General features: G+C 62.8%; 19 protein-coding genes. 13 read left to right on the plus strand and 6 right to left on the minus strand.

Annotated features, from left to right (window positions below):
• The first annotated feature begins 156 nt into the window (after positions 1–156).
• The 3 genes from AC0L18_RS22320 (at position 157) to sufA (ending at position 2,266) form a co-directional block, all read left to right on the plus strand.
• The gene (locus AC0L18_RS22320) at positions 157–1,398 is read left to right on the plus strand and encodes a cysteine desulfurase (protein ID WP_473494218.1); all 1,242 of its coding nucleotides are present in this window, start codon (positions 157–159) and stop codon (positions 1,396–1,398) included.
• Positions 1,399–1,403: 5 nt separating this feature from the next.
• Positions 1,404–1,796 (plus strand): SUF system Fe-S cluster assembly protein, encoded by a 393-nt coding sequence (locus AC0L18_RS22325; protein WP_473494219.1) that lies wholly within the window; start codon positions 1,404–1,406, stop codon positions 1,794–1,796.
• A gap of 89 nt (positions 1,797–1,885) precedes the next feature.
• Positions 1,886–2,266 (plus strand): Fe-S cluster assembly scaffold SufA, encoded by a 381-nt coding sequence (gene sufA, locus AC0L18_RS22330; protein WP_006206001.1) that lies wholly within the window; start codon positions 1,886–1,888, stop codon positions 2,264–2,266.
• 128 nt (positions 2,267–2,394) lie between these two features.
• Here sufA and AC0L18_RS22335 read toward each other — a convergent pair whose 3' ends face one another.
• Positions 2,395–2,892: a GFA family protein gene (locus AC0L18_RS22335; protein WP_473494220.1), complete on the minus strand. Its 498-nt coding sequence runs from the start codon at positions 2,890–2,892 to the stop codon at positions 2,395–2,397.
• A gap of 90 nt (positions 2,893–2,982) precedes the next feature.
• On the opposite strand from AC0L18_RS22335, the gene AC0L18_RS22340 reads away from it, so the two are divergent.
• Positions 2,983–3,306 carry a TfoX/Sxy family protein gene (locus AC0L18_RS22340; RefSeq protein ID WP_091591417.1) on the plus strand — a complete coding sequence of 108 codons (324 nt, stop codon included), beginning with the start codon at positions 2,983–2,985 and terminating at the stop codon, positions 3,304–3,306.
• 171 nt (positions 3,307–3,477) lie between these two features.
• Here AC0L18_RS22340 and AC0L18_RS22345 read toward each other — a convergent pair whose 3' ends face one another.
• Positions 3,478–4,410 carry a carbohydrate kinase family protein gene (locus AC0L18_RS22345; protein ID WP_473494221.1) on the minus strand — a complete coding sequence of 311 codons (933 nt, stop codon included), beginning with the start codon at positions 4,408–4,410 and terminating at the stop codon, positions 3,478–3,480.
• A 273-nt stretch (positions 4,411–4,683) separates the two neighbouring features.
• Here AC0L18_RS22345 and recA point away from each other — a divergent pair, with 273 nt between their 5' ends.
• Positions 4,684–5,781, plus strand: coding sequence for a recombinase RecA (recA, locus tag AC0L18_RS22350; RefSeq protein WP_023798282.1), 1,098 nt, complete (start codon positions 4,684–4,686; stop codon positions 5,779–5,781).
• Between the two features lie 309 nt (positions 5,782–6,090).
• Positions 6,091–8,757 carry an alanine--tRNA ligase gene (gene alaS / locus AC0L18_RS22355; protein WP_473494222.1) on the plus strand — a complete coding sequence of 889 codons (2,667 nt, stop codon included), beginning with the start codon at positions 6,091–6,093 and terminating at the stop codon, positions 8,755–8,757.
• A gap of 74 nt (positions 8,758–8,831) precedes the next feature.
• Here the strand turns inward: alaS and AC0L18_RS22360 are convergent, their stop codons facing one another.
• Both AC0L18_RS22360 and AC0L18_RS22365 read right to left on the minus strand, forming a co-directional pair.
• On the minus strand, positions 8,832–9,458 hold the full coding sequence (locus tag AC0L18_RS22360) for a glutathione S-transferase family protein (protein ID WP_473494223.1): 627 nt from the start codon (positions 9,456–9,458) through the stop codon (positions 8,832–8,834).
• An 8-nt stretch (positions 9,459–9,466) separates the two neighbouring features.
• Entirely contained in the window at positions 9,467–10,678 is a 1,212-nt protein-coding gene (locus tag AC0L18_RS22365; RefSeq protein ID WP_473494224.1) for an NADP-dependent isocitrate dehydrogenase, read from the minus strand.
• 217 nt (positions 10,679–10,895) lie between these two features.
• Here AC0L18_RS22365 and AC0L18_RS22370 point away from each other — a divergent pair, with 217 nt between their 5' ends.
• The 6 genes from AC0L18_RS22370 (at position 10,896) to AC0L18_RS22395 (ending at position 15,758) form a co-directional block, all read left to right on the plus strand.
• Positions 10,896–11,744 carry an RNA methyltransferase gene (locus AC0L18_RS22370; protein WP_473494225.1) on the plus strand — a complete coding sequence of 283 codons (849 nt, stop codon included), beginning with the start codon at positions 10,896–10,898 and terminating at the stop codon, positions 11,742–11,744.
• Between the two features lie 131 nt (positions 11,745–11,875).
• Positions 11,876–12,688: a glutamate racemase gene (gene murI / locus AC0L18_RS22375; protein WP_473494226.1), complete on the plus strand. Its 813-nt coding sequence runs from the start codon at positions 11,876–11,878 to the stop codon at positions 12,686–12,688.
• Positions 12,689–12,750: 62 nt separating this feature from the next.
• Positions 12,751–12,939: a DUF3008 family protein gene (locus AC0L18_RS22380; protein WP_473494227.1), complete on the plus strand. Its 189-nt coding sequence runs from the start codon at positions 12,751–12,753 to the stop codon at positions 12,937–12,939.
• A 359-nt stretch (positions 12,940–13,298) separates the two neighbouring features.
• The gene (gene rpsD, locus AC0L18_RS22385; protein ID WP_023798277.1) at positions 13,299–13,916 is read left to right on the plus strand and encodes a 30S ribosomal protein S4; all 618 of its coding nucleotides are present in this window, start codon (positions 13,299–13,301) and stop codon (positions 13,914–13,916) included.
• 137 nt (positions 13,917–14,053) lie between these two features.
• Entirely contained in the window at positions 14,054–14,941 is an 888-nt protein-coding gene (gene ttcA / locus AC0L18_RS22390; protein ID WP_473494228.1) for a tRNA 2-thiocytidine(32) synthetase TtcA, read from the plus strand.
• Positions 14,931–15,758 (plus strand): inositol monophosphatase family protein, encoded by an 828-nt coding sequence (locus AC0L18_RS22395; protein WP_473494229.1) that lies wholly within the window; start codon positions 14,931–14,933, stop codon positions 15,756–15,758. Before ttcA ends, AC0L18_RS22395 begins: the two co-directional genes overlap by 11 nt.
• Before the next feature lie 73 nt (positions 15,759–15,831).
• On the opposite strand, the gene AC0L18_RS22400 is transcribed toward AC0L18_RS22395, so the two are convergent.
• Together AC0L18_RS22400 and AC0L18_RS22405 are read right to left on the minus strand one after the other, a co-directional pair.
• Positions 15,832–17,376 carry a GMC family oxidoreductase gene (locus tag AC0L18_RS22400; RefSeq protein WP_473494230.1) on the minus strand — a complete coding sequence of 515 codons (1,545 nt, stop codon included), beginning with the start codon at positions 17,374–17,376 and terminating at the stop codon, positions 15,832–15,834.
• Positions 17,377–17,422: 46 nt separating this feature from the next.
• Positions 17,423–18,100 (minus strand): FadR/GntR family transcriptional regulator, encoded by a 678-nt coding sequence (locus tag AC0L18_RS22405; RefSeq protein WP_473494231.1) that lies wholly within the window; start codon positions 18,098–18,100, stop codon positions 17,423–17,425.
• 211 nt (positions 18,101–18,311) lie between these two features.
• Between AC0L18_RS22405 and AC0L18_RS22410 the strand changes: the two genes are divergently transcribed.
• The gene (locus AC0L18_RS22410; protein WP_473494232.1) at positions 18,312–19,940 is read left to right on the plus strand and encodes a GMC family oxidoreductase; all 1,629 of its coding nucleotides are present in this window, start codon (positions 18,312–18,314) and stop codon (positions 19,938–19,940) included.
• Positions 19,941–20,133: the final 193 nt, after the last annotated feature.

The following is a 20,133-nucleotide window of genomic DNA, read 5'->3' on the forward strand; positions in this document are numbered from 1 at the left end:
TTCTGATAGCGCATCGTTGCCTCCTTCGCTTCCCGTTTCTAGGTTTACCGGCCTGCCTTGCCTTCTCCCCTTGTGGGTGATGGTGGTTTGGCGCGCAGCGCCAAGACGGATGAGGGGTGCTGGACGGAATGAGGCGATGCCTCGAGAGAGCTTGTGATGGACCAGAAAGTCGAAAACATCCCCTACGACGTCGAGGCGATCCGCCGCGACTTTCCGATCCTGTCGCGGGAAGTCTACGGCAAACCGCTGGTCTATCTCGACAATGGCGCCTCGGCGCAGAAGCCGCAGGCCGTGCTCGACGCCATCCAGCACGCCTACGCTCAGGAATACGCCAACGTCCATCGCGGGCTGCATTTCCTGTCGAACGCCTCGACAGATGCCTTTGAGAACGCGCGCAAGATAGTGCAGAGATTTCTCAACGCGCCAAGCACCGACAACATCGTCTTCACCTCGAACACGACCGCGGCGATCAACACCGTCGCTTATGGTTATGGCATGCCTAATATCGGCGAGGGCGATGAAATAGTCCTGTCGATCATGGAACACCATTCCAACATCGTGCCGTGGCATTTCATCCGCGAGCGGCAGGGCGCGAAGCTGGTCTGGGTGCCGGTCGACGATCTCGGCATCTTCCACATCGGGGAGTTCGAGAAGCGGCTGAGCGACCGCACAAAACTGGTCGCCATCACGCACATGTCGAATGCGCTGGGCACAGTGACGCCGATCAAGGAGATCGTCCGCATCGCGCATGCGCGCGGCATTCCGGTGCTGGTCGACGGCAGCCAGAGCGCCGTGCATATGCCGATCGACGTCCAGGACCTCGATTGCGATTTCTTCGTCTTCACCGGCCACAAGGTTTATGGGCCCTCTGGCATCGGCGTACTCTATGGCAAGAAGGACATGCTGGAGCGCATGCGCCCGTTCATGGGCGGCGGCGAGATGATCGAGGAGGTGACGCAAGACATCGTCACCTACAACGATCCGCCGCACCGCTTCGAGGCCGGCACGCCGCCGATCGTCCAGGCGATCGGGCTGGGTGCAGCGCTCGAATATATGGAAAAGGTCGGCCGCGAGCGCATCGCCGCCCACGAGGCCGATCTCAGGGATTATGCCCATCAGCGGCTGCGCGCCATCAATTCGCTGCGCATCTTCGGCGATGCGCCTGACAAGGGCGCCATCATCTCCTTCGAGCTGCAAGGCATTCATGCCCACGACGTGTCGATGGTGATCGACAGGCAAGGCGTCGCCGTCCGTGCCGGCACCCATTGCGCCCAGCCGCTGTTGAAACGTTTCGGCGTAACCTCCACATGCAGGGCATCGTTCGGCATGTATAACACCAGGGCCGAAGTCGACGCTTTGGCCGATGCGCTCGAAAAGGCGCGAAAGTTTTTTGGGTGACGATCATGAATGATGCAGGCCGCACCGCTGAGACCTCTTCGGAGACGACTGCCAACGGTCTGGATTCCGCCTCGGCCATTCCCGTCGACGAACTGGCGCGGCTGACCGACGACATCGTCTCGGCGCTGAAGACGGTCTATGATCCGGAAATCCCGGCCGACATCTACGAGCTCGGCCTGATCTACAAGATCGACATCGAGGACGACCGCTCGGTCAAGATCGACATGACGCTGACCGCGCCGGGCTGCCCGGTGGCCGGCGAAATGCCGGGCTGGGTGGAGAATGCCGTCGGCGCCGTCGAAGGCGTTTCCGGCGTCGAGGTCAACATGACCTTCGATCCGCCCTGGTCGCCCGACCGCATGTCGGAAGAGGCGCAGGTCGCGGTTGGGTGGTATTGAGGCGCACTTGCGCCAGGCAGAAAACTTCACCATTTTAGGTGAAGACTCATTCCGCAGGCCTTGAACCTGCGCGAACGCGGAGAAAAAGAATGGGACGCTTCGCCGTCATCACGATGACCGAAAAGGCTGCCGATCGGGTTCGCGAGATCGTCGCGACCCGTGAGAATGCGCATGGCATTCGCCTTGGCATCAAGAAGGGCGGCTGCGCCGGCATGGAATATACGGTCGATCTGGTGACCGAGCCCAACACCAAGGACGATCATATCGAGCGCGACGGCGCCCATGTCTATGTCGCGCCTGAGGCAGCGCTTTTCCTGTTCGGCACCGAGATGGATTTCGAGCAAACGACGCTGCGCACCGGCTTTACCTTCCGCAACCCGAACCAAAGCTCGGCCTGCGGCTGCGGCGAATCGGTGGAGCTCAAGCCGGCCGACCTGAAGGCCCTGGCCGAGGCGCGCGCATCGGCCTGATCTTCCCTTCTCCCCGTTTACGGGGAGAAGGTGGCCCGAAGGGCCGGATGAGGGGCAGAGCCGGCCTCAGTGATGCTTGCGCCGCCCCATAGCTTAGCTCCTCTCCCCGTAAACGGGGCGAAGAAATGCTAATCCAGCCACATTCCCGTCCGCTTGTGCCAGTCTGCGATCGATTCCTCGGGATAGACGTCGAAGACCTTGTCGCCCTTGCCGATCACGGGCTCGACCCAGTTCGCCTTGTATTTCAGCATGAGGTGCACCTTTTCAGGTGGTTTTGGCAGGTCTGTGTCGATCGCCGAGGCGAAGGGGTGGACCAGTTCCGGCCAGGTCCGGTCATAGAGCCACAGTGCCGAACCACATTTTTTGCAGAAATTTCGCTCGCCTGACGAGATCTCGCATTGCGGATGCTCGTCGTCGTCGATCTCGGCCTGGTAAACGCCAAGATGGCGCTTGCCCTTGATTTTCAGCGTCTCGAAATCGGCGCCGAGATTGATGGCAAAGCCACCGCCGCCCTGCTGCTTGCGGCAGATCGAGCAATAGCACAGCATGAACGGCACCGGCGTGTGGCTTTCCACCTCGAAGCGGACGGCATTGCACCGGCAGGACCCTTTGAGCAGAAGCGGCATGAAAAACTCCGACGAAATTGGCTTTCAACTTGTCAGGATGGTGCCGGCTGCGGCGATGACAAGGGGAAATCCGGGTGACATGATCGCGGCATGGACAATGAACGCATTGCCGAACTTTTCGAAGGCCTCGGACCGGTCAGCATTCGCAAGATGTTCGGCGGCAAGGGCATCTATTTCGACGGCGTGATCGTCGCCATCGTCATTCGTGACGAATTGATGCTGAAAGCCGATGCGGAAAGCGCGCCCGAATTCGAGGCGGCCGGCTGCCGGCAATGGACCTATACGGGGTCGCGGCACGGCAAGCTGGTGTCGATGCCGTATTGGAGCGTTCCCGACAGCGCCTTCGACGATCCGGATGAGATGGCGGTCTGGGCACGCCTGGCCTATGAGGCGGGGCTGCGTGCCGGCAAATAGGTGTGTCCGCTAGCCACTCAGCTAAAGACAATCGCTCCAGGTTGGCGCCGCCCCTCCCCGTGAAGGACGGGGAGAGGGGTCGCCGGCGTCGCGGCCAAGCCCCTTCTCCCCGTCCTTGACGGGGAGAAGGTCCCGGCAGGGGGTTGAGGGGCGGCGCCAACATCCGGGGTTTCAAGCCAGGTCGCGCGCCTCGGGCACGAATGCCAGCGCCTCGGCAAAGATAGCGCTCGTGAAGGTGGCGCTCTCGACGGCGAGCATTGCTGCGGCAACGCCTTCGCGCAGCGCTGCGCCCAGCGTTAGGCCGCGCAGCAGGGCGGCCATCGTCGCGCCCGCCAGCGCATCGGCGGCGCCGGTCGCATCCGCCGGCTTTTGTGACGTAGGCGGAGAGATCGAAAACGCGTCGGTTTCGTCGAAACCGAGCACTGGACCGTCGCCAGTGGTGACCACGCCGCCTCTGAGGCCCGCACGCCTCAGGCCGTCGATGATATCTTGCTCCGCAGCGTCGATACCGACAGCGGCGAGCGCGCCGGCCTCGCGCCGGTCCATGAAGGCCAGCGCCAGACTGCCCAGCACCGGCGCGAGCCGCGCCGCCTTGTCTGGTGAAGCGGCGAGGGCGAAGACAGGCTTGCCGGCGGCAAGCTCCACCAGCCGCTCGAGCGCCGCCGACGGCAGGTTTGCGTCGCAAAGGACTGCATCGGCGGTGCTGATTGCCTCGCGCACCTTGGCACGGCGGATCTGCTTGGCAAGCGCCAGGTCGTAGAGCGCCATGTCGGCGAGGCCGGCGATCAGCGCGCCGTCGCCGTCGATCAGCACTGTGTTGCTCGGCGTCGTGCGATCGAGGAACACCACGGAAAGATCGGCAATCCCCGCCACAGCAATGGCGCGTGAAACGGTATCGGCCAGAACATCGCCGCCGCGAACCGAAAGCAGCGAGCCGGAGATGCCGCGGCGCACGGCGCAGCGCAGGGCATTGAAGACGGCGCCGCCGACTTCCTCGCGCATCGTGCCGGGGTTCGACGCCGCCGGCACGAAGGCGCCCGAAACCTGGCCGCGCCGCTCGATATAGACGCCGCCTACTGCCAGGATCGTCGGCGACTTCATCATGCCGATGAGATGACCTTTGCTGTTCCCGGTGAGACTAGGTTGCCAGGCGGAACCCGGCAACCCGAAGCGCGATTCGGAAGATGCCCAGCAGAATCCTGCGGGGGAAACGGGATACATCCTGGGGTGAAAGCGCGAAACAAAAAAAGAACAAATCCGGATATTGTTGGTTTTTCAATCGGTTGTATCCCCTTGCCAATCGAGAACAAAAAAGGTACAAATTGATAGGGATTACGGATTGTCCGGCCTTCATTGACGACCAAGGGGTGATGTATCATGGCTCAGAATTCTTTGCGGCTTGTAGAGGACAAAACGGTGGACAAATCAAAGGCTCTGGATGCGGCGCTGTCGCAAATCGAGCGTGCCTTCGGCAAGGGCTCGATCATGCGGCTCGGCGCAAACGAGCAGGTCGTCGAGATCGAAACGGTGCCGACCGGTTCGCTTGGCCTCGACATCGCGCTCGGCGTCGGCGGCCTGCCGCGCGGCCGCATCATCGAGATCTACGGGCCGGAAAGCTCGGGCAAGACGACGCTGGCGCTGCACACTGTGGCGGAGGCCCAGAAGAAGGGCGGCATCTGCGCCTTCGTCGATGCCGAGCACGCGCTCGACCCGGTCTATGCCCGCAAGCTCGGCGTCGACCTCGAAAACCTCTTGATCTCGCAGCCCGATACCGGCGAGCAGGCGCTGGAGATCTGCGACACGCTGGTGCGTTCCGGCGCCATCGACGTGCTGGTGGTCGATTCGGTCGCGGCGCTGACGCCGCGCGCCGAAATCGAAGGCGAGATGGGCGATTCGCTGCCCGGCCTGCAGGCCCGCCTGATGAGCCAGGCGCTGCGCAAGCTGACCGCCTCGATCTCGCGCTCCAACACCATGGTCATCTTCATCAACCAGATCCGCATGAAGATCGGCGTCATGTTCGGCTCGCCAGAGACCACGACCGGCGGCAACGCGCTGAAATTCTATGCTTCGGTGCGCCTCGACATTCGCCGCATCGGCTCGGTCAAGGACCGCGACGAGGTCGTCGGCAACCAGACCCGCGTCAAGGTGGTCAAGAACAAGCTGGCGCCGCCCTTCAAGGTGGTCGAGTTCGATATCATGTATGGCGAGGGCGTGTCCAAGACCGGCGAGCTGGTCGACCTCGGCGTCAAGGCCGGCGTGGTCGAAAAGTCGGGCGCCTGGTTCTCCTACAATTCGCAGCGTCTCGGCCAGGGCCGCGAGAATGCAAAACTGTTCCTGCGCGACAATCCCGATACGGCGCGCGAAATCGAATTGGCACTACGGCAGAATGCCGGGCTGATTGCAGAAAAGTTCCTCGAGAATGGTGGTTCCGAAGGCGGAGACGATGGTTTCGAGGACGAAGCCGGCGCCATGTAGGCTTCGGCAGTGGCCGGAGTTTGGCCATGATTCCCGCGCATCAGCTCCAGCCTGTGTAATCGAGTCCTGTATTGTTGCGTTCGAACCGCCGGCCTAGCGCCGGCGGTTTGCGTTTCAGCGGTGGCGCCGAGATGACCGGCAAGCCGGCAACGAGATGACCGGCAAGCCGGCAACGAGATGACCGGCAAGCCCCGCAAATTGGCCCAATTCCGTGTTTCTGGACAGGGTGCAACGCGGCGGCTAAAAGGCCATGTCCATTTGCCGTCGGCCGCGCCGGCGGCTCTCTCTAAAAGCTAAAAGGCAGTATTCATGAGTGGCGTGAACGAGATCCGGTCGACATTCCTCGACTATTTCCGCAAGGAGGGTCACGAGGTCGTCGCGTCGAGCCCGCTGGTGCCGCGCAACGACCCGACACTGATGTTCACCAATGCCGGCATGGTGCAGTTCAAGAACGTTTTCACCGGCCTGGAAAAGCGACCCTATTCGCGTGCCACGACGGCTCAGAAGAGTGTTCGCGCCGGCGGCAAGCACAACGATCTCGACAATGTCGGCTACACCGCACGCCACCTGACCTTCTTCGAGATGCTCGGTAATTTCTCGTTCGGCGACTATTTCAAGGAGCGCGCCATCGAGCTTGCCTGGAACCTGATCACCAGGGAGTTCGGGTTGAAGAAGGACAAGCTGCTGGTCACGGTCTATCACACCGACGACGAGGCTGCCGGCTACTGGAAGAAGATCGCCGGCTTTTCCGACGATCGCATCATCCGCATTCCGACCTCGGACAATTTCTGGGCGATGGGCGACACCGGACCTTGCGGTCCGTGCTCGGAGATCTTCATCGACCGTGGCGAGCACATCTGGGGCGGCCCTCCCGGCAGCCCCGAGGAGGATGGCGACCGTTTCCTCGAATTCTGGAACCTGGTGTTCATGCAGTATGAACAGGTGACGAAGGATGAGCGCATCGACCTGCCGCGCCCGTCGATCGACACCGGCATGGGCCTGGAGCGCATGGCCTCCATTCTGCAAGGGGTCGAGAGCGTCTTCGAGACCGACCTGTTCCGTCACCTGATCGAGGCCGCGTCATCCGCGCTCGGCCGCGGTCCGGATGCCGACACCGTCGGATCGTTCCGCGTCATCGCCGACCATTTGCGTTCGTCCTGCTTTCTGGTGGCCGACGGCGTGCTGCCGTCCAATGAGGGCCGCGGCTACGTGCTGCGTCGCATCATGCGCCGCGCCATGCGCCATGCGCAGCTATTGGGCGCCGGTGATCCGCTGATGTGGCGGCTGGTGCCGGCGCTGGTGCGCGAGATGGGCCAGGCCTATCCGGAACTGGTGCGCGGCGAACAGATGATCACCGAGACGCTGAAGCTTGAAGAAACCCGTTTCCGCAAAACGCTGGTGCGCGGCTTGGGCCTGCTTTCGGAAGCGACGGAAAAGCTGGGTGCCGGCGACATGCTGGATGGCGAGACCGCCTTCAAGCTCTACGACACCTATGGCTTTCCGCTCGATCTGACGCAGGACGCGCTGCGTCAGCGCAACATCTCGGTCGATCTTGCCGGCTTCACCAATGCGATGGAGCAGCAGAAGGCCGAGGCGCGCAAGAGCTGGGCTGGTTCCGGCGAGGCGGCGACCGAAACAGTGTGGTTCCCGGTGCGCGAGAAGCATGGCGCCACCGAGTTCCTCGGCTACGAGACCGAGCAGGCGGAAGGCCTCATCCAGGCGCTGGTCAGGGACGGCAAGATCGTCGACAGCGCCGCCAACGGCGAGGCGGTTGCCGTAGTCGTCAACCAGACGCCGTTCTATGGCGAATCCGGCGGCCAGGTGGGTGATACCGGCGTCATTTCAGGCGAAGGGTTCTCAATCGAGATCTCCGATACGCAGAAGAAGGCCGACGGGCTTTTCGTGCATCTCGGCAAGGTGGCCGACGGCACGGTCGACACGGGCGCGACCGTCGAACTGAAGGTCGACCATGCGCGCCGCTCCAGGCTGCGCGCGAACCATTCCGCGACGCATCTGATCCACGAAGCGCTGCGCGAGGTGCTCGGCACCCATGTCGCGCAGAAGGGCTCACTGGTCGCGCCCGAGCGTCTGCGCTTCGACATCTCGCACAACAAGCCGATCTCGCCTGACGAGATCGAAGAGGTCGAGCGGATGGCGAACGAGATCGTCGTCCAGAACAGCCCGGTCACCACGCGGCTGATGTCGGTCGACGATGCCATCGCCGAAGGCGCCATGGCGCTGTTCGGCGAAAAATATGGCGATGAGGTGCGCGTCGTTTCGATGGGCACGGGCTTGCATGGCGCCAAGGCCAACCGGCCCTATTCGGTCGAGCTATGCGGCGGCACCCATGTCAGGGCGACCGGCGATATCGGTCTGGTGCGCATCGTGTCGGACAGCGCCGTCGCCGCCGGCGTGCGCCGCATCGAGGCGCTGACCGGAGAGGCGGCCAGAAAGCATCTCGACGAGCAGGACAAACGGTTGAAGGCCACTGCGGCGGCGCTGAAGATTTCGCCGACCGACGTGCCGGCGCGCGTCGAGGCGCTGCTCGACGAGCGAAAGAAGCTCGAGAAAGAACTGACCGAAGCGCGCAAGAAACTGGCGCTGGGCGACCGCTCGCCAGCCGGCGTGCCTGCCGAGAACGAGACCATTGCCGGTGTCGGCTTCCTCGGCAAGGCGGTATCGGGCGTCGCGCCGAAGGATTTGAAGCCGTTGGCCGATGCCGGCAAGAAGTCGCTCGGCTCCGGCGTCGTCGTCTTCGTCGGCGCCGGCGAGGACAACAAGGCCAGCGTCGTGGTCGGCGTCACCGACGACCTGACCGGCCGCTTCAGCGCTGTCGATCTGGTCCGCGTAGCGTCCGCGGCATTGGGCGGGCAGGGCGGCGGCGGTCGGCCTGACATGGCCCAGGCCGGCGGCCCGGACGCCTCGAGGGCCGAAGACGCGATCGCTGCGGTGAAGGCGGCCCTGGAGGCGGCCTGATCGGTTGCTGGGAGGCACCCCCCTCTGTCCTGCAGGACAGAGGGGGGTGCTGTCCCTCGGCCTTTCGGACTTTGTCACCCGGCCTTTTCAGTACGGGCAAAACTCTCCCGTCCGGCGATGCGAGCCCACCAGTCCCGAATATCGGCAAACTCCGCCAGCAGGTTTTGCCCCTCAGTGACCTTGACGAAATAGCCGATGATGGGTGCTGCATGCAGGTCGGCCAGCGTCAGTTGCTCGCCCAGCAGCCACGGCCCGGCGGCTTTCAGTGAGGTGAGTGCGCGAAGCACTGTCGCCGCCTGCAGAAGCCCATTGGCGATCAAAGCCTCGTCAGGCGCCGTTTTCTCCAGCCGCTCGACGGCGACATCCCAGACCATGGCTCGATAGGCATAGGCGTCGAGCATGCCGATGATCTGGTTCATACGTGCGCGAGGCCGGGCTTCGGCCGGTTGCAACGTGGGGCCTTCGAAGGCTTCGTCGACATAGCGGGCGATCGCGCCGGTCTCGAAGAGGCGGAACCCGTCATGCTCGAAGGCCGGGATGCGGCCGAACGGCTGATGGTCGAGATACCAGCCCGGAAAGCCGTCCGCCGCAAAGATGTCGACCGGCACGAGTTCGTAGCCGATGCCTTTTTCCTCGAGTGCGAGGCGGACGATGCGCACATAGACGCTGTAGTCCGCCCCGTAGACGACGGGCCTGCTCACAACGCTGGTCAGGCCATCGCCTTCTGCAGATTCTCGTCGATCTTGTCGAGGAAGCCGGTGGTCGAAAGCCATGGCTGGTCGGGACCGATCAGCAGCGACAGATCCTTGGTCATGAAGCCGGCTTCGACGGTCTGGATGCAGACTTTTTCCAGCGTCTCGGCAAAACGCATCAGCTCGGCATTGTCGTCGAGTTTGGCGCGGTGCGCCAGGCCGCGCGTCCAGGCGAAGATCGAGGCGATCGAATTGGTCGAGGTTTCCTCGCCCTTCTGGTGCTGCCGATAATGACGGGTGACGGTGCCGTGCGCCGCCTCCGCCTCCACCGTCTTGCCGTCCGGCGTCATCAGCACCGAGGTCATCAGGCCGAGCGACCCAAAACCTTGCGCCACGGTGTCCGACTGAACGTCGCCATCATAGTTCTTGCAGGCCCAGATATAGCCGCCCGACCATTTCAGGCTGGAGGCAACCATGTCGTCGATCAGCCGGTGCTCGTACCAGAGCTTCTTGGCTTTGAACTCGGCTTCGAACTCTGCCTCGTAGACTTCCTGGAAAATGTCCTTGAAGCGGCCGTCATAGGCCTTGAGGATGGTGTTCTTGGTCGAGAGGTAGACCGGGAAGTTGCGCAGCAGGCCGTAATTGAGCGAGGCGCGGGCGAATTCGCGGATCGAGTCGTCGAGATTGTACATGGCCATGGCGACGCCGGCGGCCGGCGCATCGAACACGTCATGCTCGATCACCTTGCCGTCCTCGCCGACGAACTTGATCGTCAGCTTGCCCTTGCCGGGGAAGCGGAAGTCGGTGGCGCGGTACTGGTCGCCGAAAGCATGACGGCCGACGATGATCGGCTTGGTCCAGCCGGGCACCAGCCGCGGCACGTTCTTCATGATGATCGGCTCGCGAAAGATGGTGCCGCCGAGGATGTTGCGGATGGTGCCGTTCGGCGACTTCCACATCTTCTTCAGCCCGAATTCCTCGACACGCTGCTCGTCGGGGGTAATCGTCGCGCATTTCACGCCGACCCCATGCTTCTTGATGGCATTGGCCGAATCGATGGTCACCTGGTCGTTGGTGGCGTCGCGGTGCTCAACGCTGAGGTCGTAATATTCAAGCTTGAGGTCGAGATAGGGGTGGATCAGCTTGTCCTTGATGAACTGCCAGATGATGCGGGTCATCTCGTCGCCGTCGAGTTCGACGACCGGGTTCGCCACCTTGATCTTCGCCATGGAAAGAATGCCTCATCGTTGGGGATCGGAACGGCCTTGCCCGCATGGCTTTGGCCGGGGATGCGGCCCGTATATCAAAGCATTTTTGGCCGCGCAAACGGCGATCCGCCCCAGCGGGCTCGCCCCTGGCATCGGGCGTTGCCTGCCAAAGCTTCATTTTCGCGGCCGGATATGGCAGGGGACGCTGAAATGCCGCAAACAGCAGTTCATTGAGACAATGCAAGCCAGCAACGACATCCTTCCTGCCACCGGCCCGGCGATCATCCTGGTCGAGCCGCAGCTCGGCGAGAATATCGGCATGGTCGCGCGCGCCATGGCGAATTTCGGTTTGTCCGAGCTGCGCCTCGTTAATCCGCGCGACGGCTGGCCGAGCGAAAAGGCGCGCGCTGCCGCGAGCCGCGCCGACCACGTCATCGATGCCGCTGGAGTATATGACGATCTGGCCTCGGCGGTCGCCGACCTGAACTTCGTCTTCGCCACCACGGCGCGCGCGCGCGATAATTTCAAGCCGGTGCGCGGACCGGTCGAGGCGGGCAGGGCGCTGAGAGCGCGCCAGCGATCCGGACAGCGCACCGGCATTCTGTTCGGCCGCGAGCGGTTCGGGCTCTACAATGACGAGGTCGGCCTCGCCGACGAGATCGTCACCTTCCCGGTCGATCCCGCCTTCTCCTCGCTCAACATCGCCCAGGCTGCCTTGCTGATGTCCTATGAGTGGATGAAGTCGGGCCTGGAAGACGAGACCAAAACCAATTTTTCCAGTCCCGACATGATGCCGGCGGCCAAGGAACAGTTGCACGGCCTGTTCGCCTATCTGGAAGGCGCGCTCGAAGCGCGCGGCTATTTCCGCCCGGCGGCGAAGAAGCCGAAAATGGTCGACAACCTGCGCGCGGTGCTGACGCGCGCCGGCTTCGCCGAGCCGGAGCTCAAGGTGCTGCGCGGCATAATATCATCGCTGGACAGGTTTTCGCCGGCCATGCCGCGCGGCGACGGATCGCCGGGCGATGATCCAAGGCGGCTTCCGGCAGCGGCCCGCGCCGCCAAGGCGACAGACAAGGACCAGGCGTAAGAGACAGTCTCTAGCCGTAACCGAATGTTATTTGCTGTGGTCCATCATCCAAAAATGATGGATCAGGATTTGTGACCATCTTCCCGCCGCGGACCCGCAGCCTTCTCCGCCTTCTCCTGTAGACGATGACAATGACCGATCCTTCAAGCGCCCGCCCGATCCTAATGTTCGATTCCGGCATCGGCGGCCTGACCGTGCTGCGCGAAGCGCGGGTGCTGATGCCCGACCGCCGCTTCGTCTATGTCGCCGACGACGCGGCTTTCCCTTACGGGGCTTGGGAGGAAGCGGCACTGAGGGCACATGTGTTGGAGCTGTTCGGCAAGCTGCTTGATCGTTTTTCGCCGGCCATTTCGGTCATCGCCTGCAATACCGCCTCGACGCTGGTCATCGATGCGCTGCGCGAAAGATTTCCCGGTCATCCTTTCGTCGGCACGGTGCCGGCGATCAAGCCGGCAGCGGAACGCACGCGCTCCGGGTTGGTTTCGGTGCTGGCGACGCCCGGCACCGTCAGGCGCCAGTATACCCGCGACCTGATCGGCAAATGGGCGCAGAAATGCCATGTCCGCCTGGTTGGCAGCGACCGTCTGGCGGGACTGGCCGAAGTCTATATGCGCGATGGCTTTGTCGATGAAGAGGCGGTGCGTGCCGAGATCGCGCCGTGCTTCGTCGAACATGACGAATTGCGGACCGACATCGTCGTGCTTGCCTGCACCCACTATCCCTTTCTGGCCAATCGCATGCGCAAGACGGCACCCTGGCCGGTCGATTGGCTCGATCCCGCCGAGGCGATCGCACGGCGGGCGCTCTCGCTGCTTGCGCATGCCGAGGCCAGCCACCGCGGCGAGGCGTTGCCGGAAGGCGCCGACCTTGCTGTCTTCACCTCGATGCGGGTCGATTTCCCGACTCGCCGCCTGATGCAGGGGTTTGGGCTGGCGATTTCCTGATATCCGGGAACATCACCACGACCGCTGCGTTTTTCCCGCATCGCAAGACGGGAGAAACGATCATGCCAGCCAGTTCAAAAGCCCAGCAGAAAGCCGCCGGCGCGGCATTGTCCGCCAAGCGTGGCGAGACCAAGAAGAGCGAGCTCAAAGGCGCTTCGAAGGGAATGTACAAATCGATGAGCGAAAAGCAGCTCGAGGAGTTTGCCGAGACCAAGCGCAAGGGCCTGCCCGAGAAGAAATCGAAACACTAGCCGCTCGTCCGCAGCCGAGGTCCGGTCCCATGGTTGGATAGCCGCGGTCAGCACGTCCGCGGGGGGAACTGCGGCTGCCATCACCGACGCCAGTGGCGAGCTTGACACCAGTTGAATCTCCGTCTAATCAGCCCACCAACACCGGGCCGCAATGTCCGGTGGTTTCTTTATGTGCGCAAGACATTTGGGAAGCCGCTCTATTCCTCCCGGAGTCTTGTCTAGAATGACGTGTCCCGTGGGTTTTCCGCCGCGTTGCGTGGGAGAACCCTGTCAGGTCTCGAAAACGGGGGCCAGAGGAGGGCGCGTTTCCTTCACCCGGACCATGAGGTGCCGGGTGTGTCTTTTTGAAAGGGAATGCGATGAGCAAGCGCGAATCCGCGAAATACAAGATCGACCGCCGTCTCGGCGAAAACATCTGGGGCCGCCCAAAATCCCCGGTCAACAAGCGCGAATACGGTCCCGGCCAGCACGGCCAGCGCCGCAAGGGCAAGCTTTCCGATTTCGGCCTGCAGCTGCGTGCCAAGCAGAAGCTGAAGGGTCACTACGGCGACGTGTCGGAAAAGCAGTTCCGCAAGGTCTATGAAGAGGCGAACCGCCGCAAGGGCGACACCTCGGAGAACCTGATCGGCCTGCTCGAGTCGCGTCTCGACGCGGTCGTCTACCGCGCCAAGTTCGTGCCGACCATTTTTGCCGCTCGCCAGTTCGTCAATCACGGCCACATCAATGTCAACGGCAAGCGCGTCAACATCGGCTCGTACCGCTGCAAGCCGGGCGATGTCATCGAAGTGCGCGAAAAGTCGAAGCAGCTGGTGATCGTCCTGGAATCGGTAGGCCTGGCTGAGCGCGACGTGCCTGATTACATCGAGGTCGATCATAACAAGATGACGGCGTCCTTCGGGCGCATCCCTGGCCTGTCGGATGTTCCCTTCGCCGTGCAGATGGAACCGAACCTGGTCGTCGAATTCTATTCGCGCTGATCGATTTTTTTCATCTGCGACATCATCGAAGGCCGCCCTCGAGGCGGCCTTTTCTTTGCGGTTCCGAAAATCGATTTCGATTTGCGGGCCGATGCGCTACTCCGGGCAGCAACAAGGATTTTTGGGGCCGCCGCGCCATGAACATGCTGCCAGAAACAATCGAACCGATCACTGACGCCGCACGCGGCTTTCATCCGCTGTTTGCCGATGTGCCGTCCTCCGTCGAATTCAACAAGCTGCGCAAGCGGCTGCTGCGTCTCGCCCGTCAGGCGATCGACGATTTTTCGATGGTCAGGCCCGGCGAACGCTGGCTGGTCGCCTTGTCTGGCGGCAAGGATTCCTACGGCCTGCTTGCGTTGCTGCTCGACCTCAAATGGCGCGGGCTGCTGCCGGTCGACCTGCTGGCCTGCAATCTCGACCAGGGCCAGCCGAACTTTCCAAAGCACATTCTGCCCGATTATCTCAACACATACGCCATTGCGCATCGCATCGAATATCAGGACACCTATTCGGTGGTGACCGACAAGCTTCCCCAGGGCAGCACCTATTGTTCGCTGTGCTCGCGGCTCAGGCGCGGCCATCTCTACCGCATCGCGCGCGAGGAGGGCTGCTCGGCTTTGGTGCTCGGCCACCACCGCGAAGACATTCTCGAGACCTTTTTCATGAACCTGTTGCATGGCGGGCGCCTCGCCGCCATGCCGGCAAAACTGCTCAACGACGACGGCGACGTCATGGTGCTGCGGCCGCTTGCCTATTGCGCCGAGGCCGATCTCGAAAAATTCGCCGGCGCCATGAAGTTCCCGATCATCCCGTGCGATCTGTGCGGCAGCCAGGACGGCTTGCAGCGCAATGCGATGAAGGCGATGCTCGACGACCTGGAAAAGCGCATGCCCGGCCGCAAGGACACGATGATCCACGCCATGACCAATGTGCGGCCCTCGCATCTGCTCGACAGAAAGCTGTTCGATTTCGCCGCACTCAACGAAACCCTGACCGCAAGGCAAGACATTCCCGATGACATTTGACGATACCGCGATCGACTGGCTCGCCACGCTTCTGTCCGACGCTGCCATTGCCGAGATCATGCCGCGCTTTCGCCGGCTGGATGAGGGCGACGTCCGCCAGAAGACCTCGGCAGCCGATCTGGTGACGGAGGCCGATGTGAGTGCCGAGCGACTCATCACCGTCAGGCTGCGTGAGCGCTACCCGCAGGCGATGATCGTCGGCGAGGAAGCCTGCTCCGACGACCCGGCGCTGCTCCAGGGCCTCGGCGAAGCCGATCTCGCCTTCGTCATCGATCCCGTCGACGGCACTTTCAATTTCGCCTCAGGCGTGCCGCTGTTCGGCGTCATGCTCGGCGTCGTCGTGAAGGGCGAGACCATCGCCGGCATCATTCACGATCCGATCGGCAAGGACTGGCTGATCGGCGCCAAGGGTGCTGGCAGCCACATACGGCATGCGCATGACACTTTGGAGAAGGTGCATGTCGCCGAGCCTGCGCCGATCTCGCAAATGACCGGCGCGTTTTCCTGGCAATACATGCCCGAGCCGGAACGGTCACGGCTGGCGAGCAACCAGACGAAATGCTTGTCGCAATTCGGCTATCGCTGCGCGGCCCACGAATACCGCCTGCTGGCGAGCGGCCACGCCCACTTCGTCGTCTACAACAAGCTGATGCCGTGGGATCATCTGGCCGGTGTGCTGATCCATGCCGAGGCCGGTGGTTACGCGGCGCGTTTCGACGGCAGCACCTATCGGCCGTCGCATGTCGGCGGCGGCCTTCTTGTCGCACCGGACGAAGCAAGCTGGCGCGAACTGCGCCGGGAACTGTGGGCGGAATAGGCCGTTTGGCATCGATCCGATTCGGGCCATGCCCGGCCGATCCGATTTTTGGGATCATGCGCTAATGCGGCGGTCAAACTCGACGCGCTTTAGGCGGAGCTGACGCCCAGGTTTCCGCTATGGCGACTACCGCGGCATTGATGGGTCCGCTCGGGATCGTCGGCATCACCGACGCGTCGACGATGAAGACGTTGTCGAAGCCGTTCAGCCGCAAATCCGGGTCGATGACTGCGTCGGCATCCCCGCCCATCCTGCACGTGCCGGCAGGATGATGATGTGTGGAGGCAGCGCTGGCGATGAAAGCGTCAAGCTCGTCGTCCGACTGCACCTGTGATCCCGGCAGGATTTCCACATCGCGCCACTCGTCGAGCGCTCGATGATGGCCAATCGCGCGCGCCGTCTTCAGCGCTATCCGGAAAACGGCCCGGTCATGTTCGGTTTCGAGATAATGCGGATCGATGATCGGTGCATCGTTCCGGCCCGGCCCGCTCGGTGCGATGCGCCCACGACTGGTCGGCTGGGTGACGCCGCAGAGTATCGTGAAAGCCGAGCCGTAGGGCGGCGCATTCAAGCCCACTGCGGCCGATGGAGCAACGACGCAGGCGAGTACGATATCGGGGCTTCCCGTCGAACGGGTCGGGTCGCTGCCGTGCAGGTACATCAGCGATTCCGAGTGCTGCAGGCGCGACGGGGGCAGCGGCTTTTTCGTGCTGTAGACGTTGCCAAGGGCCAGCAGATGGTCCTGCAGATTGCGGCCGACATCGCGCCGGTCGGCACGACAGCGAATCCCCGCCCGCTTCAGCGTATCCGGATCGCCGATGCCCGATCGCATGAGGATGAGCGGCGACGACACCGCGCCGGCACAAAGAATGATCCTGTCGGCGGAGATCGTCATGCTCTCCCCATCGCACACGACAGCCACACCCGTGGCCCGCTGGCCTTCCAGCACGAGGTGCTCGACTTCGTGAGCGGTGAGCAGAGCGAGGTTCGGTCGCACCATGACCTCCGGCGGCAGATAGGCGTCGGCGACGCTCAGGCGCTTGCCGGCGCGGATGTTCAGCGAATTAGGGCTCGTGCCAGCGAGCTCGCCGCTGTTGTGGTCGGTCAGGACGGGAATCCCCATGGCCTGTCCAGCGGCTATATAGGCGCGGACGACGGGGCTGACCTCCGCCTCCGGCAGATAGACGTCCAACGGTCCGCAGCGACCGCGCGACGGCGCGTCGAAGGCGGTGAAAGCTTCGCTGCGGACGAAGCCCGGCAACAAGCCCGAAAAGGACCAGCGCTCGCCGCCTGCTACTGCCCAGGGCTGGAAATCATCGGGATGGCCACGCACATAGGCCATGGCATGCAGGCAGCTAGAACCGCCAACGATCTTCCCGCGCGGCCATTCGTGGACGCGGTTTGCGGTAAAGGGTTGCGGCACCGTCCGATAAGCCCAGTCATAGGCGCGGCCCTGCAGCATCGTCCATTTCAACGGGTCGGCGATATCGGGATCGGACGGCATGACCCCGGCTTCGATCAGGCCGACCTGGCACGCGCTGTCCTCGCTTAACCGGCTAGCCACCACCGAGCCGGCAGATCCGGCGCCGACGACCAGCACGTCGAAATGACGCATCAATTTGAAAGTTCCCGCGCGCAGGCTGTCTGGCTAGAATACGAGACGCTCATGCCGCAAAAGCGCCGGCATTCGACCGCTCCGTGATTCGTCTTTGCACGGATAGCAAATGCGCGCGCATGGCCGCTTCGGCTGCTTCGGGGTCGCGTTTCGAGATCGCTTCGGCGATCAGACGATGTTCGCCGTCGCGCTCGGCGATCCGCTTAGGGCAGGTGGGTGCTGCGGTCCGTGCGACCTTGACCCGCGCATCGATCCCGACCTGGCGCAGCATCTTGTAGAATTCGGCGGCAAGATGGTTGCGGGCGGCAGCGACGATGGCGGAATGAAAAGCGAAATCGACCGCGCCAGACGAGGCATTCTCCGGCGTGGTTGCCGCATCGATGATCCGGGCCGTCTCGAACGAGGAGGCGCGCAGCGATGCCAGCCGGGCGAGGCCCGGTTCCATGAGCAGGCGCAACTCCAGAACCTCGATGGGGTTGGTTACCCTGACAAGTTCTTCGCCATATCGGGGCAGGGCGGTCGGCGCACGCCTGGCGCGCGTCGGTTTCAAATCACCTGATTGGCGCAGCATCTCGAGCGCCTTGCGAAGCTGATGACGTTTCACGTTGAGATGTTCGGCAAGGTCACGCTCGGAAGGAAGCTTGCCGCCGCCCTGCTGCAACTGGCGGACCGCTGCGATGATGTCGTCGAGGTCCGAAGATACGACCTGCGGCTCGAATGCGCTCAAAACCAAATCTCCTGTCTGATCGGCAACGGTCGACTCGACGTCCCGATATCAAGTTGTGACACGGAATCGATGAGAACGGCACTCAACCAACTCAACCAATCTACATCTGCGCCCGGTGGTTGACAACACCAGTTGCGCGATGGTTGAGTACCGCAGTTGTTTCTTTGACGGCTCATATCTCGGCGGGGCCGTCTTCTCCCGAGGACAGTGCATGCCGTTTGGGGAAACTTTCGACTATGTCATTGTCGGAGCCGGGTCGGCCGGCTGCGTCCTTGCAAACCGCCTGAGCGAAGATCCTGATGTTTCCGTGCTGCTCCTGGAAGCCGGCGACTGGGATCGCGATCCGATGATCCACATCCCGCTTGGCTGGGGTAAGATCCTGACCGAACGCCGTCACGACTGGATGTATTTCTGCGAGCCCGAGGCCAATGTCGGCGGACGCAAGGTCGAATGTGCGCGCGGCAAGGTCATCGGCGGCTCCTCCTCCACCAACGCCATGGCCTATGTGCGCGGCAATCGCGGCGATTACGATCGCTGGGCGGCCAGCGGTCTCACCGATTGGTCATTCGACAAGGTGCTGCCCTATTTCAAGAAGCAGGAGCGCTGGGAAAAGGGCGAGAGCGACTATCGCGGCGGCAGCGGGCCGTTGAACACGCAGTTCTGCCGCTACAAGGACGAGCTGATCGATGCCTTCGCTACGGCGAGCCGGGATGCCGGATATCCCCAGACCGACGATTACAATGGCCCGGTGCAGGAAGGCTTTGGCCGCCTGCAGATGACGATCGCAAACGGTCGCCGCTGCTCGACCGCGTCGGCTTATCTGCGTCCCGCCATGCGCCGCAGCAATGTCAAGGTGCTGACCGGCGCGATGGCGACGCGGATCGTGCTGAAGGATGGGCGAGCGACCGGCATCGCCTATACCAGGGGCGGCGCGACCCACCAGGTGCTGGCGCGGCTTGAGGTCGTGCTTGCCGGCGGCGTCATCAACACGCCGCAGTTGCTGATGCTGTCGGGGATCGGCGATAGCGGCGAGCTCGCCGCGCATGGCATCGAGACGAAAGTAGATCGTCCGCAGGTCGGCAAGAACCTGCAGGACCATGTCTCGGTCATTCTGATGTATCGGCGCAAGCAGCCGGGGCCATTCCACAAGATGATGCGGGCCGATCGTATCGGGCTGGATTTCGTCAAGACCTATTTTACCGGAAAGGGCTTTTCGGGAGATGTGCCCGGCGGGGTCGTGGCGTTTCTGAAAAGCGATGCAAGCCGGCCGTTGCCGGATGTTCAGCTGCTTTTCACGGCTGCGCCGCTTGCCGCATGGCCTTACATGCCGCCATTCAAAGCTTCCTTCGCCGATGGCTTTGCGACCCGCATCGTCGCCGTCCAGCCGAAGAGCAGGGGGAGCGTGGAACTGGCGTCGAACGACCCGTTGGCCGCGCCGCTGATCCACCAGAATTTCCTGTCATCGCCGCACGATTGGCAGTCGCTTCGCGCCGGCTTCCGCGTCGCGCGCAACCTCGCTGCACAACCGTCGATGACGCCGTTCATCGCCTCGGAGTTCTTTCCGGGCTCGCAATGCCAGAGCGACGACGAGATCGATGAGCATATTCGCAAAACCTCGATCACTGTGCATCATCCGGCCGGCACCTGCCGCATGGGTGTCGACGCGGGCTCGGTGGTCGACCCGCAACTACGGGTGCGCGGCGTTGCCGGCCTTCGCGCGGTGGATGCTTCCGTGATGCCGGATCTCGTTTGCGGCAACATCAATGCGGCGGTCATCATGATCGCCGAAAAGGCCTCGGACCTGATCCGCGGCCGTGCTGAACAAAGCATGGCCGCCTGATTGCTGTCACCCGGGTTCAACCAAGTTCCTTTGGTTGAAAACAAAATTCGAGTTGGTTGGGCTGCCGAGCGATTGCCACGGCCGCAATGGTACGATCCGCCGGCCATTTTCTCGCATCTTTTCGACTTTCTTGCCCCCTTTTGGGGCCATTCGGCCTCCATAGGAGCACTCAACCAAAAATTTTTAAAATTCT

The sequence above is a fragment of the Mesorhizobium sp. WSM4819 genome (genome assembly GCF_055811215.1).

What these genes read in the sequence shown, in the direction of transcription:
- AC0L18_RS22320 (WP_473494218.1), top strand. Translation starts at nt 157, where the DNA reads ATGGACCAGAAAGTCGAAAACATCCCCTACGACGTCGAGGCGATCCGC.
- AC0L18_RS22325 (WP_473494219.1), top strand. Translation starts at nt 1,404, where the DNA reads ATGAATGATGCAGGCCGCACCGCTGAGACCTCTTCGGAGACGACTGCC.
- sufA (WP_006206001.1), top strand. Translation starts at nt 1,886, where the DNA reads ATGGGACGCTTCGCCGTCATCACGATGACCGAAAAGGCTGCCGATCGG.
- AC0L18_RS22335 (WP_473494220.1), bottom strand. Translation starts at nt 2,892, where the DNA reads ATGCCGCTTCTGCTCAAAGGGTCCTGCCGGTGCAATGCCGTCCGCTTC.
- AC0L18_RS22340 (WP_091591417.1), top strand. Translation starts at nt 2,983, where the DNA reads ATGGACAATGAACGCATTGCCGAACTTTTCGAAGGCCTCGGACCGGTC.
- AC0L18_RS22345 (WP_473494221.1), bottom strand. Translation starts at nt 4,410, where the DNA reads ATGATGAAGTCGCCGACGATCCTGGCAGTAGGCGGCGTCTATATCGAG.
- recA (WP_023798282.1), top strand. Translation starts at nt 4,684, where the DNA reads ATGGCTCAGAATTCTTTGCGGCTTGTAGAGGACAAAACGGTGGACAAA.
- alaS (WP_473494222.1), top strand. Translation starts at nt 6,091, where the DNA reads ATGAGTGGCGTGAACGAGATCCGGTCGACATTCCTCGACTATTTCCGC.
- AC0L18_RS22365 (WP_473494224.1), bottom strand. Translation starts at nt 10,678, where the DNA reads ATGGCGAAGATCAAGGTGGCGAACCCGGTCGTCGAACTCGACGGCGAC.
- AC0L18_RS22370 (WP_473494225.1), top strand. Translation starts at nt 10,896, where the DNA reads ATGCAAGCCAGCAACGACATCCTTCCTGCCACCGGCCCGGCGATCATC.
- murI (WP_473494226.1), top strand. Translation starts at nt 11,876, where the DNA reads ATGACCGATCCTTCAAGCGCCCGCCCGATCCTAATGTTCGATTCCGGC.
- AC0L18_RS22380 (WP_473494227.1), top strand. Translation starts at nt 12,751, where the DNA reads ATGCCAGCCAGTTCAAAAGCCCAGCAGAAAGCCGCCGGCGCGGCATTG.
- rpsD (WP_023798277.1), top strand. Translation starts at nt 13,299, where the DNA reads ATGAGCAAGCGCGAATCCGCGAAATACAAGATCGACCGCCGTCTCGGC.
- ttcA (WP_473494228.1), top strand. Translation starts at nt 14,054, where the DNA reads ATGAACATGCTGCCAGAAACAATCGAACCGATCACTGACGCCGCACGC.
- AC0L18_RS22395 (WP_473494229.1), top strand. Translation starts at nt 14,931, where the DNA reads ATGACATTTGACGATACCGCGATCGACTGGCTCGCCACGCTTCTGTCC.
- AC0L18_RS22410 (WP_473494232.1), top strand. Translation starts at nt 18,312, where the DNA reads ATGCCGTTTGGGGAAACTTTCGACTATGTCATTGTCGGAGCCGGGTCG.